The 12,634-nt window shown below is 68.3% G+C and carries 13 protein-coding genes; 8 read left to right on the top strand and 5 right to left on the bottom strand.

What is annotated here, in order from left to right; genetic code table 11:
* Window positions 1-138: 138 nt before the first annotated feature.
* The 5 genes from crtY (at window position 139) to ACU5AX_RS16360 (ending at window position 5,201) form a co-directional block, all read left to right on the top strand.
* On the top strand, window positions 139-1,302 hold the full coding sequence (crtY, locus tag ACU5AX_RS16340) for a lycopene beta-cyclase CrtY (RefSeq protein WP_446691821.1): 1,164 nt from the start codon (window positions 139-141) through the stop codon (window positions 1,300-1,302).
* Window positions 1,302-2,783 carry a phytoene desaturase gene (locus ACU5AX_RS16345; RefSeq protein WP_446691822.1) on the top strand — a complete coding sequence of 494 codons (1,482 nt, stop codon included), beginning with the start codon at window positions 1,302-1,304 and terminating at the stop codon, window positions 2,781-2,783. Before crtY ends, ACU5AX_RS16345 begins: the two co-directional genes overlap by 1 nt.
* Window positions 2,784-2,837: 54 nt before the next feature.
* A complete protein-coding gene (locus ACU5AX_RS16350; RefSeq protein ID WP_446691823.1) occupies window positions 2,838-3,554 on the top strand; it encodes an MgtC/SapB family protein in 717 nt (238 codons plus the stop codon).
* Window positions 3,555-3,666: 112 nt separating this feature from the next.
* On the top strand, window positions 3,667-4,248 hold the full coding sequence (locus tag ACU5AX_RS16355) for an LOG family protein (protein ID WP_198354102.1): 582 nt from the start codon (window positions 3,667-3,669) through the stop codon (window positions 4,246-4,248).
* The gene (locus ACU5AX_RS16360) at window positions 4,245-5,201 is read left to right on the top strand and encodes a phytoene/squalene synthase family protein (RefSeq protein ID WP_446691824.1); all 957 of its coding nucleotides are present in this window, start codon (window positions 4,245-4,247) and stop codon (window positions 5,199-5,201) included. The genes ACU5AX_RS16355 and ACU5AX_RS16360 overlap by 4 nt, the downstream gene beginning before the upstream one ends.
* 23 nt (window positions 5,202-5,224) lie before the next feature.
* On the opposite strand, the gene ACU5AX_RS16365 is transcribed toward ACU5AX_RS16360, so the two are convergent.
* Window positions 5,225-5,455 (bottom strand): hypothetical protein, encoded by a 231-nt coding sequence (locus ACU5AX_RS16365; RefSeq protein ID WP_446691825.1) that lies wholly within the window; start codon window positions 5,453-5,455, stop codon window positions 5,225-5,227.
* Between the two features lie 95 nt (window positions 5,456-5,550).
* On the opposite strand from ACU5AX_RS16365, the gene ACU5AX_RS16370 reads away from it, so the two are divergent.
* The gene (locus ACU5AX_RS16370; protein WP_446691826.1) at window positions 5,551-7,371 is read left to right on the top strand and encodes an ABCB family ABC transporter ATP-binding protein/permease; all 1,821 of its coding nucleotides are present in this window, start codon (window positions 5,551-5,553) and stop codon (window positions 7,369-7,371) included.
* Here the strand turns inward: ACU5AX_RS16370 and ACU5AX_RS16375 are convergent, their stop codons facing one another.
* Window positions 7,372-7,641, bottom strand: coding sequence for a GNAT family N-acetyltransferase (locus ACU5AX_RS16375; protein WP_446691827.1), 270 nt, complete (start codon window positions 7,639-7,641; stop codon window positions 7,372-7,374). It abuts the gene before it with no gap.
* Window positions 7,642-7,810: 169 nt separating this feature from the next.
* On the opposite strand from ACU5AX_RS16375, the gene ACU5AX_RS16380 reads away from it, so the two are divergent.
* Window positions 7,811-9,943 (top strand): alkaline phosphatase family protein, encoded by a 2,133-nt coding sequence (locus ACU5AX_RS16380; RefSeq protein WP_446691828.1) that lies wholly within the window; start codon window positions 7,811-7,813, stop codon window positions 9,941-9,943.
* Window positions 9,921-10,577: a hypothetical protein gene (locus ACU5AX_RS16385; protein ID WP_446691829.1), complete on the top strand. Its 657-nt coding sequence runs from the start codon at window positions 9,921-9,923 to the stop codon at window positions 10,575-10,577. Before ACU5AX_RS16380 ends, ACU5AX_RS16385 begins: the two co-directional genes overlap by 23 nt.
* Before the next feature lie 54 nt (window positions 10,578-10,631).
* Here ACU5AX_RS16385 and ACU5AX_RS16390 read toward each other — a convergent pair whose 3' ends face one another.
* Genes ACU5AX_RS16390 through ACU5AX_RS16400 form a run of 3 tightly spaced genes read right to left on the bottom strand, consistent with a single transcriptional unit; the run spans window position 10,632 to window position 12,542 of the window.
* Window positions 10,632-11,567 (bottom strand): alpha/beta hydrolase, encoded by a 936-nt coding sequence (locus tag ACU5AX_RS16390; RefSeq protein WP_446691830.1) that lies wholly within the window; start codon window positions 11,565-11,567, stop codon window positions 10,632-10,634.
* 25 nt (window positions 11,568-11,592) lie between these two features.
* Window positions 11,593-12,252 (bottom strand): SdpI family protein, encoded by a 660-nt coding sequence (locus ACU5AX_RS16395; RefSeq protein WP_446691831.1) that lies wholly within the window; start codon window positions 12,250-12,252, stop codon window positions 11,593-11,595.
* A 5-nt stretch (window positions 12,253-12,257) separates the two neighbouring features.
* On the bottom strand, window positions 12,258-12,542 hold the full coding sequence (locus ACU5AX_RS16400) for a metalloregulator ArsR/SmtB family transcription factor (RefSeq protein WP_198354094.1): 285 nt from the start codon (window positions 12,540-12,542) through the stop codon (window positions 12,258-12,260).
* Window positions 12,543-12,634 lie beyond the last annotated feature (92 nt).

A 12,634-nucleotide genomic window follows, 5' to 3' on the forward strand; every position in this document is an offset into this window, starting at 1 on the left:
ATGTGACGTCTGCGTTTGCGGAACGGTGGATGCCGGAACAAGTCCGGCATGACGATGTGGCTGACGCGGTAGGCTCCCGATCCGGATCGCACAACGCCCCCTTCCACCCCTCACCTCCGTCCGCTAGGCGCTCGGGCGATGGGTAAGACGATCCCTTGCGACGTGGCGATCGTCGGCGGCGGGCTGGCGGGATCGCTGATCGCGCTGGCGCTGACCGAGCGGCACCCGACGCTCGACGTCCGGCTGATCGAGGCAGGCGCGAGCTTTGGCGGCAATCACGTCTGGTCGTTCTTCGGCAGCGACGTCGCGGACAGCGATCGCTGGCTGCTCGCGCCGCTCGTCGTTCATGGCTGGCAGGGCTATGACGTCGCCTTTCCGGCGCTGCGCCGCACGCTCGATGCGACCTATTATTCAATCACCAGCGAACGGCTGGACGCGGTAGTCCGCGCGCGATTACCGGCGCGGGCGCAGATGACCGGGCAGCGCGTGCTCGCCTGTTCGGCGACCGCCGTGGTGCTGGGCGACGGCGATCGCGTCGCCGCCGGCGGCGTGATCGATGCGCGTGGCCCGGCCGATCTGTCGCTGCTCGAACTCGGCTGGCAGAAGTTCCTCGGCCGCGAGCTGCAGCTCGGCGTGCCGCACGGGGTGACGCGACCGGTGGTGATGGACGCCAGCGTCGCGCAGCTCGACGGCTACCGCTTCGTCTATTGCCTACCCTTTTCGCCGACGACGATGTTCGTCGAGGACACCTATTACAGCGACACGCCGGATCTCGACGTGCCCGTGCTGCGCGAGCGGGTGCGGGCCTATGCCGGCGCGCACGGCTGGCATGGTTCCGCCGGTGGCGCGCATGAAGAGACCGGCGTGCTGCCGGTCGCGATCGGCGGCGATTTCGACGCCTATTGGCGATCGGGCGGGGCCGGCGTCGCCAAGGCCGGGATGCGCGCCGGGCTGTTCCACCCGACGACCGGCTATTCGCTGCCCGATGCGGTGCGCACCGCGATGCTGATCGCCGGGTCGCGCGACCTGTCGGGAGCGGCGCTGCACGCGCTGACGCATGGCCATGCGCGCACCTGCTGGCGTTCGCGCGGCTTTTACCGCATGCTCGACGCGATGCTGTTCAAGGCCGCCGATCCGCAGGAACGCTATCGCGTGCTCGAACGCTTCTACCGGCTCGATGCACGGCTGATCGGCCGATTCTATGCAGGACAATCGACGATGATGGACAAGGCGCGCGTGCTCACCGGGAAACCGCCGGTGCCGATCGGCCGCGCGATCCGCGCGCTGGCGGGGCGACGCTGATGGCCAAGCCACGGCGCGCCATCGTCGTCGGCGCCGGCTTCGGCGGCCTGGCCCTCGCCATCCGGCTGCAATCCGCCGGCGTCGAGACGACGATCGTCGAGTCGCGCGACAAGCCGGGCGGCCGCGCCTATTATTGGGAAAGGGACGGCTTCACCTTCGACGCCGGGCCGACGGTGATCACCGATCCTGCCTGCCTGGAAGAATTGTGGGCGCTGACCGGCCGCAACATCGCCGACGACGTCACGCTCGAAGCGGTGACCCCCTTCTACCGGCTCAACTGGCCGGACGGCACCAATTTCGATTATTCCAACGACGACGTCGCCTTGAAGCAGGAAATCGCCCGCCTCAATCCGGCCGACGTCAGCGGCTATGCGCATTTCCTCGATTATGCCGCTGGCGTCTTCCACGAAGGCTATGAGAAGCTGGGCCATGTCGCCTTCCTCGACTTTGCGTCGATGGTGAAGGCAGCGCCGGCGCTCGCCAAATATCAGGCGTGGCGGTCGGTCTATTCGATCGTGTCGAAGTTCGTCGCCAACGAGAAGCTGCGCCAAGCGCTGAGCTTCCACACCTTGCTGGTCGGCGGCAATCCGATGACGACCAGCGCGATCTATGCGCTGATCCACAAGCTGGAACGCGACGGCGGCGTCTGGTTCGCGCGCGGCGGCACCAACCGGCTGGTCGCCGGCATGGTCGCCCATTTCCAGCGGATCGGCGGCACGTTGCGGCTGGGCGATGCGGTGACGCAGATCGAGACGCTGGGCGACCGCGCCACCGGCGTCGTCTGCGCCAGCGGCTGGCGCGGCGAAGCGGATGCGGTGGCATGCAACAGCGACATCATGCACAGCTACCGCGACCTGCTGTCGGGATCGCGCAGCGCGCAACGCACGCGCGCGCGACTGGAGCGCAAGCGCTATTCGCCGTCGCTGTTCGTCGTCCATTTCGGCATCAAGGGGACGTGGCCGGGCATTCCGCACCACATGATCCTGTTCGGCCCGCGCTATCAGGGGCTGCTCGCCGACATCTACGACCATGGCGTGCTCAGCGAGGATTTCTCGCTTTATCTGCACCATCCGACCGTCACCGATCCGGGCCTGGCGCCGGAGGGGCATTCCACCTTCTACGCGCTGGCGCCGGTGCCGCACATGGGCAAGTTCCCGGTCGACTGGGACGAGGTGGGGCCGATCCTGGAAAAGCGCATCCTCGACGAGGTCGGCCGCCGGCTGATCCCCGACATCCACGAACGGATCGTCACCAAGTTCAGCTATGCGCCGAAGGATTTCGCGGCTGACCTCAACGCGCACATGGGGTCCGCCTTCAGCCTGGAGCCGATCCTGACGCAGAGCGCCTATTTCCGCGTCCACAATCGCGACGATGCCATTCCCAACCTCTATTTCGTCGGCGCCGGCACGCATCCGGGCGCCGGCATCCCCGGCGTGGTCGGCAGCGCCAAGGCGACCGCGGCGCTGATGCTGGAGGGGTGACCGGCTGACACCGGGCCGCTACAGGGCCGCGGCGGTACTGCCGGGGCGGCCACGATGCATTTCATCCACACCTTCGACCTTCATGCCTATCTCGACACGCTGGTCAGCTATGCCGCCGCGCTACTGCTCGGCGCGCTGATCGGGGCGGAGCGGCAGTATCGCCAGCGGACCGCGGGGCTGCGCACCAACGCGCTGGTCGCGCTCGGCGCCGCCGCCTTCGTCGATCTGGCGCAACGGCTGGCGGGCAACGGCGAGGCGATCCGCGTCATCGCCTATGTCGTGTCCGGCATCGGCTTCCTCGGCGCCGGCGTGATCATGAAGGAGGGGATGAACGTCCGCGGCCTCAACACCGCCGCGACGCTCTGGTGTTCCGCCGCGGTCGGCGCGGCGGCGGGCACCGACATGGTCGCGGAGGCGGCGACGCTGACCGTGTTCGTGATCGCGGGCAACACCCTGCTGCGCCCGGTGGTCAATGCGATCAACCGCATCCCGCTGGCCGGGGGCGGGCTGGAGGCGACCTATTCGGTCACCGTCACCACCGATCCCGAGCGCGCGCCGGCGGTACGCGACCTGCTGGTCGATCACCTCGAACTGATGCGCTATCCGGTGGCGGATACCGACCTCGTCGAGCGGACCGCCGATCACGTCGACATCGTCGCGACCCTGGTCAGCACCGGCGCGGTGGATGCCGACCTCGACGCGATCGTCGCGCATCTCGCGGCGCATCACGGCATCGAACATGCGACCTGGGACGTGCAGACGCATGATTGAGGGGGCCGGGATGACGAGGGCGACCGGTCTGGAGCGGCACTCGTCCTCATCCAAGCGGGCTCGCCGCGCAGGATGCTTGCCCCCTGCCCGCCCATCGCCTAGCGGCGGAGGCATGAAGCGCCTTGCCATCTATTGCGGGTCCGCCACGCCCGCCGACCCGCTCTACGTCGACACCGCCCGCGCCATCGGCGCGACGCTGGCCGGCCGGGGCATCGGCGTCGTCTATGGCGGTGGCCGGCTCGGCCTGATGGGCGCGGTCGCCGATGGCGCGCTGGCCGCGGGCGGCGAGGTGATCGGCATCATCCCGCAGGCGCTGGTCGATGCCGAGGTCGCGCACCGCGGCCTCACCGAACTGCACGTCGTCGACGGCATGCACAGCCGCAAGCAGGCGTTCACCGATCTGTCCGACGGCTTCGTCACCATCCCCGGCGGCACCGGCACGATGGACGAATTGTGGGAAGCGCTGAGCTGGGCGCAGCTCGGCTATCACGCCAAGCCGGTCGGGCTGCTCAACACAGCCGGCTATTACGACCATCTGATCGCCTTCTGGGGCAAGATGGCGGAGGTCGGCTTCCTGCGTCCGCAGCATCGCGACCTGCTGATCGTCGCCGATACGCTGGAGACCTTGATCGACGCGATGGGCCAGCATGTGCCGACCCAGCCGATCGTGCGGATGAACGCCGCCGACCTGTGAGCCCGCCCGGCTCCTTCGGCCCGGCGCCCTCCCGCGACGCGATCGTCGCCACGGCGCGGGAATCGATCGCGCGGGGATCGAAGAGCTTCGCCGCCGCCAGCCTGTTGTTCGATCGACCGACCCGCGAGCGGGCATGGCTGCTCTACGCCTGGTGCCGGGCCTGCGACGACATCGCCGACGGCCAGGACCATGGCCATGGCATGACAATCGTCGACGATGCGCCGGCGCGGATCGCGGCGATGGCGGCGCTGACCGATGCGGCATTGGCCGGCGCGACGATCGGCCTGCCCGCCTTCGACGCGCTGCGCATCGTCGCGCGCGAGACGCTGTTGCCGGCGCGCTTCGCGCACGATCTGATCGCCGGCTTCCGGCTCGACGGCGACGGCTGGCGGCCGCAGAGCGAGGACGACCTCTATCGCTATTGCTATCATGTCGCCGGCGTCGTCGGCTGCATGATGGCGGTGATCATGGGCGTGTCGCCCGACGACGCGGCGACGCTGGACCGGGCCTGCGACCTGGGCCTCGCCTTCCAACTCGCCAATATCGCCCGCGATCTGGGCGAGGATGCCGCGGCCGGGCGCTGCTACCTGCCCGCCGACTGGCTGGAGGCGGGGGGGGTCCCCGCAACCGACTATATGGCGCCCGAACATCGCCCGGCGCTGGTCGCGATGGCGCGGCGGATGACCGACGCGGCGGCGGCGTTCGAGGCGAGCGCCCGGATCGGCACGCGCCAGCTGTCGCGGCGGTCGGCCTGGGCGGTGCTGGCGGCGGCGCATATCTACGGCGCGATCGGTCGCAAGGTCGCCGCGCGCGGGGCGGCGGCCTGGGACACGCGCGTATCCACATCGACCGGCGAGAAGATCGCCTTTATCGCGCGGTCGCGGGTCGAGGCGGGGCGGCGAATGCGGCTGGTCGAGACGTCTCGACCGCCGCTGTGGCGGCGTCCACAGTAGCGCCAGCGCGCGTCAGCAGCGACTTACGAGCGTTTCGCCTTGCTATCGGCCTTGGCGACCTGGGCTCCAGACGTGCGGCATTGCGCGCCGATCATCGGAAAGTCGATGTCGGTGTTCTTCGCCAGCTGCGCCGGCAAGGCCGCGCGGCATTCCGCCATGGACTGATATTGGACCGGGACGACCCGAGCCTCGCTGCACTGGACGTTGCCGTCGCCGCAGCCCATGATCGCCATGACGTAGAATAGCGGTTCCATAAGCGTCTCCACTCGCAGGGAAAAACCCGCCAAGGCCCCGTTGTGTTCCCACCTTGGCTTTCGCCGCGGCGGCGGCCTTCCTACATGCCGTTGCGATGCCTCCCGATCCGACCGTCCAGACCCGCGCCGATCAGCCGCTGATCCCGACCCTGCGCCGTTTCCTCCCCTATCTCTGGCCCGCCGGCGAGCCGGGGCTGAAGGCGCGGATCGTGGCTGCGATGCTGCTCGTCGTGGTCAGCAAGTTCGTCCAGGTTTTCGCCGTCTCCTATTCGCTGAAATATGCGATCGACCGCGTCTCGACTGGCGCGGATCGCGGCGCGGTCACGCTCGTGATCCTGCTGGTGTTCGGCTATGCCGCGGCGCGCTTCGGCACGACGCTGTTCGACAATCTGCGCAATGCGGTGTTCGAGCGCGTCGGCCAGGATGCGACGCGGCGGCTCGCCGCCACCGTCTTCCGGCATCTGCACGGCCTGTCGCTGCGCTTCCACCTCGAGCGGCGCACCGGCGCGGTGACCAAGGTGGTCGAGCGCGGCACCAAGAGCATCGACACGATGCTCTATTTCATCCTGTTCAACATCGCGCCGACGATCCTCGAGCTGGCGCTGGTGCTCGGCATCTTCTGGAAGAGCTTCGGCTGGCCGCTGGTCGTCGCGACGGTGGCGATGGTCGCCGCCTATATCGTCTTCACGCGCAAGGTCACCGACTGGCGCAATGCACTGCGCACGCGGATGAACGACCTCGACACCGGCGCGGTGGCGCATGCGGTTGATTCGCTGCTCAACTTCGAGACGGTGAAATATTTCGGTGCCGAGGAGCGCGAGGCGCGCCGCTACGACGCCGGCATCGCGGCCTATGCCCAGGCCGCGACCAAGTCGGAGAACAGCCTGGCCTGGCTCAACATCGGCCAGGCGCTGATCACCAATCTGATGATGGGCGCGGGCATGGCGTTCGTCGCGTGGCGTTGGTCGCGAGGGCAGGCCTCGTCGGGCGACCTCGTCCTCGTCTCGACGCTGCTCAGCCAGCTGTTCCGGCCGCTCGACCTGCTCGGCATGGTCTATCGCACCATCCGCCAGGGGGTGATCGACATGGCGGCGATGTTCGACCTGATCGACACGCCGGCGGAGGTGACCGATGCGCCGGATGCGACGCCGCTGCAGGTCGGCGCTGGGCGCGTGCGCTTCGAGGGCGTCCGCTTCGGCTATGACGCCGACCGTACGATCCTCAACGGCCTCGACCTTGACGTGCCGGCCGGCGCGACCGTCGCGGTGGTCGGACCGTCGGGCGCGGGCAAGTCGACGCTCGCCCGTCTGCTCTACCGATTCTACGATGTCGGCGAGGGGCGGATCACGATCGACGGCCAGGACATCCGCGAGGTGACGCAGGCGAGCCTGCGCGCCGCGATCGGCATCGTGCCGCAGGACACGGTGCTGTTCAACGAAACGATCGGCTATAACATCGCCTACGGTCGCGAGAGCGCCGGCGAGGCGGAGATCGCCGCGGCAGCGCGCGGGGCGGCGATCGCCGACTTCATCGCGCGCCAGCCTGACGGCTATGCCACGCGGGTCGGCGAACGCGGGCTGAAGCTGTCGGGTGGCGAGAAACAGCGCGTCGCGATCGCGCGCACCCTGCTCAAGAACCCGCCGATCCTGATCCTCGACGAGGCGACCAGCGCACTCGACAGCCGGACCGAGGACGAGATCCTCGCCACGCTGGAGGCGATCGAACGGGGCCGCACGACGATCGTCATCGCCCACCGTCTCTCGACGATCGTCCATGCCGACCGGATCGTCGTGCTCGACGGCGGCCGGGTACGGGAAAGCGGCACGCACGCCGAGTTGCTTCACCGCGGCGGTCTCTATGCGGAAATGTGGGCTCGCCAGGCGCAGGAACGGCGCGAGCCGATCGCCGCGGAATAATCAGGCGAGGTCGGCGGCGTCTGGGTGGCGGCGCAGATAGGCGGCGACGAAGGCGCAGGCCGGTACGACCTTGAGCCCCTGGCGCCGCACCTGTGCCAGCGCGCCGGCGACGAGGCGGCTGCCGATTCCCTGTCCCTCCAGCTCGGGCGGCACTTCGGTATGGGTGAAGACGATGCGATCGCCCTCGCGCTGATAGGCGGCGATGGCGGTGCCGCCATCGACCGTCAGTTCGAACCGCCCGGCGGCGGTATTGTCGATCACGTCCGTCATCCCGGCGCAACGATCCGCGCACGATTTCGCCGCATGACGCGCAACGGTCACACCAGCATCACGTATTTTTCATAGCAATTACAGTAATTTGGTCGCGGGGCTTTCACATCACCGTCACCGACGCCGGTTAGCGGACCAGCCACGTTGAACAGGATCACGGGGCAAACGCATGATTCGGACCAAAGGGGTGATGGCAGCCGTGGTGCTCGCCGCGACGGCGACGCTGGCGGCGTGCAACGACGGCGGTAGCGGCAGCCTGAACGTCGCGCCGACGCCGACGCCAACGGCGACGCCCACGCCGATCGCCGCGACGCGGACGATCGTGTTCGTCTGGGACGGCCTGCGCCCCGACGATGTCAGCGCCACCGACACGCCGAACCTGTATGCGCTGCAACAGGCCGGGGTGCAGTTTGCCGACAATCATTCGACCTATCCGACGTTCACGATGATGAACGGCGCGGCCTTCGCGACCGGCTCCTTCCCGGCGACGACGGGCTTTTACGGCAACACCTTCTGGACCCCGCCGCAGGGTAGCGGCAACACGATCCCCGCGGGTAACGGTGCCGGCGGCACGGCGGCGGACTATGTCGATCCGGTGTTCACCGAGGATTATGCGATCCTCGACACGCTCAACAGCTATTATGGTAACCAGCTGTTGCTGGTGAAAAGCCTGTTCGCCACCGCCCAGGCGGCGGGCATCACCACCGCGACGATCGGCAAATCGGGCGCGGCCTATATCCAGGACCTGGGTCAGGCGAGCTATTTCGTCGACGAGAATACGGTGCGCCCGCGCAGCCTGGCGACCGAATTGCAGGCCGCCAACATCGCGCTGCCGCTCAACACCACCAAGACCTATTCGGACGTGACGCTGGCCGCGACCAACGGCAACCCGACCGCGCGCGCCGGCTATGCGACGTTCAACACCACCGCCTACGATCCCAATGGTGCGCTGACCGTCGCGGCGCGCGACTCCTCCGATACGAGCGGCGCGCCGGAGGATGCCGCCAACAAATACATGATGTCGGTGTTCACCAACTATATCCTGCCCAAAAAGAACCCGATGCTGTCGCTGATCTGGTTCCGCACGCCGGACAATGTCGAGCATGGCTATGGGCCCGGTACCGCGAACGTACGCGCCGGCCTGCGCTCGCAGGATGCGCGGCTGGGCGAACTGATGGCGGCGCTGAAGGCGCAGGGACTCGATTCGACGACCAACATCGTGATCGTCTCCGACCATGGCCATTCGACGGTGTCGGGCCCGACCAGCCTCTACCCGCTGCGCGCCATCAACGCCGCGGCGGGCGGCAGCGCGGCGAGCCTGGGCGGGCAAAGCGGCACCGGCTTCTCCTTCTCCGGCGACGTGCGCACCGCCGATCTGCTGACCTATCGCGGCCTCAAGGCCTATGACGGCAGCGGCTGCACGACCAGCGCGATGTACGGCCTGTCCGCGACCGGCACGCCGACCGTACCGCTGCGCTTCGACACCAGCGGCACGCTGTGCGGCGCCGCCAACACCAAATATCAGGCGGTCAGTGCGACCCTCGCCAATCCGGTCGCCAGCTTCAAGGTGCCTGCTCCCGGTTCGCTGCCCGCCAATGCGGTGGTGGTCGCCGCCAACGGCGGGTCCGACTATCTCTACGTCCCCAGCCATGATCCCGCGCTGATCCAGCAGATCGTCACCATCCTGCAGCGGCGCGAGGAATATGGCGCGATCTTCGTCGACAGCCGCTACGGCACGATCCCGGGCACGCTGGCGATGAAGGATGCATTCCTCGAGAATGCGACGCGCCGCAACAACGGCCAGCCCGACATCGTCGTCTCCTTTGCTTGGGACGAGAACACCACGGTGCAGGGCAAGAACGGCATCGAGTTCGAGAGCGCGCAGGGGCAGCGCGGCATGCACGGCAGCTTCGGCATCACCGACGTGCACAATACGCTGATCGGCTATGGCCCGAGCTTCCAGAAGAATAAGGTGGTCAACGGACCGTCGGGGAACGTCGACGTCGCGCCCACCGTCGCCTGGCTGCTCGGCCTGTCGATGCCGCAGGCGGACGGGCGTATCCTCAACGAGGCGCTGGTCAATCCGCGCAGCACCGCCAGCCTGTCGGTCAATCCGCGCGTGATCACTCCGGCGAATGCCGTGACCGGCCTCGCCTTCGAACTGCCCACCGATCCCAGCGGCGCGACCAAGGACACCAGCCGCACCGGTGGCAGCTACTCCATCCAGCTTGCGGTCAAGGACGTGACCGTCGACGGCAAGACCTATCGCTATTTTGACTATGCCCGTGCCGTTCGCCAATAATATCGGCCTGATCGTGGCGGGGGCGGCTGCATCGGCTGCCCCCGCTCCCTCCTTGCGGTTCGAACAGGCATTCCCGACCGCCACCGCGCGCCGCGCCTTCCACGCCCGCATCCGCTACCGCGGTCCGGACGGGGTCCATGATGCCGAACTCTGGCGCGACGGCGCCACGCGGCTGCGCCGTGATACCGACGGACGGCTGATCACCGTCGCCACGCGGGCGAGTGCGCGCGATCCAGCCTTTCGCATGGCGGTGATCGACACGCGACGGCATATCCGTACCCTTGTCGACCGCGACAGTTTGTATCGCGTCGGACGCTTCACCGATTGGGACGATCTCGCCTATGGACTGCGCCGTCCCGCGGGCACCTACCGGCTGCGTGCGCTCGTCACCGCACCTGCCGCGATCACCACGATCGCACCCTGCCGGTGGATCGCGCTCGATCAGTCGGGGCGAACCAGCTTCATTTGCTGGTCGGGCGCTCATGCCTATCCGCTCGTCATGCTCGACACCGCTCGCCGCCCGATCTGGCGCGTCACCGCACTCGACACACGCCGGCCGGCCGACGCGCTGTTTCACCCGAACACCGCGCACTATATCGTCAATGACGCCGCCGCCGATATCCGCGGCGACTGACACGGCGGGTCGGCTGGCTCACGGTCGCGACGAAGGATCGCGCCGGCAACGCGGTCAGCGTCGCTTTTCCGATATGAACCCTACCACCGTCGACACCACGGCGGGAGCGAGTGGCACATTGGGGTCGGCATAGGTTGCCAGATTGGCCCCGCGGCTGTCGCTCTCGACCAGCTTCAGCACATGGTTGACGTTCGGCAGCATCGCCAATGTCGCGCCCGGTGCCGCCGCCTTGAGCGCGGTCGCATCGGCACGGCCGACCTGGATGTCCCGCTCCCCCTGCACGATGAGCATCGGCAGCCGGATTGCTGCCGCCATCCTCACCGGATCCGCCGCGAACAGGCTGATCAGGAAGCCCTGCACGTTCGCGCGAAACAACGGTTGCAGTGGCGCGGGCAAAGTGGTGACATCGACATGCTTGCCGGCACTGAGCGCGTCGATCGCGGCATCGGCGGCGGGGAGCAGCGGCGCGTTGCCTGGATTGGCGTGGAGCTGTTCGCGCATCACCGCACCGAGCGGCCGGCCAGGCGCGGCGACCAGCACCAGTCCGCAGACGCCGGCGGTAGGCGTGGATGCGGCGGCGAGCGCGACCAGCCCGCCCTCACTATGGCCGAGCAGCCACACGCACGGTGCGCCGGTACGAGCGCGCGTCGCGGCGACCCAGGCCCCGGTGTCGGTGACGTAATCCGCCAGCGTCACCGCATTGCCATCCGGCACCGCGCCGGCGCTGGCGAACAGGCCGCGCTTGTCGATCCGCACGCTCGATATGCCCGCGGCGGCCAGACTCTCGGCGAGCAGACGGTAGGGCGCCGCCTTGATTCCCATCGGGTTGTTGCCGTCGCGGTCGGTCGGCCCCGATCCCGGCAGGATCAGCACCACCGGCCTGCCCTTGCCGGCATCGACGAGCGTGCCCTTCAGCGGGCCCTGCGGCCCCTTGGCACTGATGTCGGTAGAGGTCACGGCTGCAGCGAGCGCCGCGGCGAACACTAACATGGGGTCATCTCCTCGATCGGGCGGGTCAGGGGCGGACGCCGTGGCGGCGCCAGAACAGATAGGAATAGGCGAGCGGCGGCAGCACGCTGACCGCGATCGCGGCGAAGACCAGCGCCATCCGCGTGTCGGCACCGATCGGCAGCACCGCGGCCGCGACCAGCAGCACCCCGCCTAGCATCATCGTCCGCCCGCCGAACCGATGCGTCGCCACCCAATTGTCGGTGTCGGTCAGCGTCCACGGCGTGCGGATGCCGACGAAGAAGCTCGGCCGCGATTTGGGCAGGACGTTGCCGAGGACGATCAGCAGCAGCCCCGCGCCGGCCAGTGGCAGCAGCGCGGGCAATTGCCAGCCGAACGCCGGGCCGCCGATCTTCGCCTCCACCGCGACCATCAGCGCGAGCGTTCCGGCCCAGGCGGCGCGATAGACGGGCGCGCTGGCGGCCAGCTTGTCCTGCAACGGCTCGAGTGCTGGGACCACCGCGAGGACGAGGCTGACGAGCGCGGTGACGCCGACGCCGAAGAACAGCGCCATGCCCGCGGGCATCGTACCGTTGACGTTGCCGGCGGCGTCCCAATGGGTCGGCAGTTCCGTCCCCGTCGGCAGCCGCTGCAGCGCCAGGGCAGCGAACACCGCCATGCCGGACACCACCACGACCGATGCGATCTTGAGATTGCGATAGGACATGTGCGTCACTCCCCTTCCTCGCGGACCGTGCCGCCCACCCCCATCCGCGCCATGAACGCCATCATCACCTCTTCCAGCGCGGACAGGTTGAGCGTGTAGATCGTGCTGGTGCCGCGCGTTTCGGCCTGGATCAGCCCGGCCGCGCGCAGCTTGGCGAAATGACCCGACATGGTCGGCTTGGACACGTCGAACCGCTCCGCGATCGCGCCCGCACTCATCCCGCCGCCTTTCAGCAGCTCCAGGATGCGGCGGCGCGTCGGATGCGCCAGGGCTTCGAAGATGGTGTCCACGGGATCAGCGACTAGTTAGCTGGTCGACTAATAAGCCTGCCAGCTAACAACCGCAAGGCGTAGGTTGCGGCGACCCCGTCCGGCGTCGCGAC

The organism is Sphingomonas benefaciens (assembly GCF_052907485.1).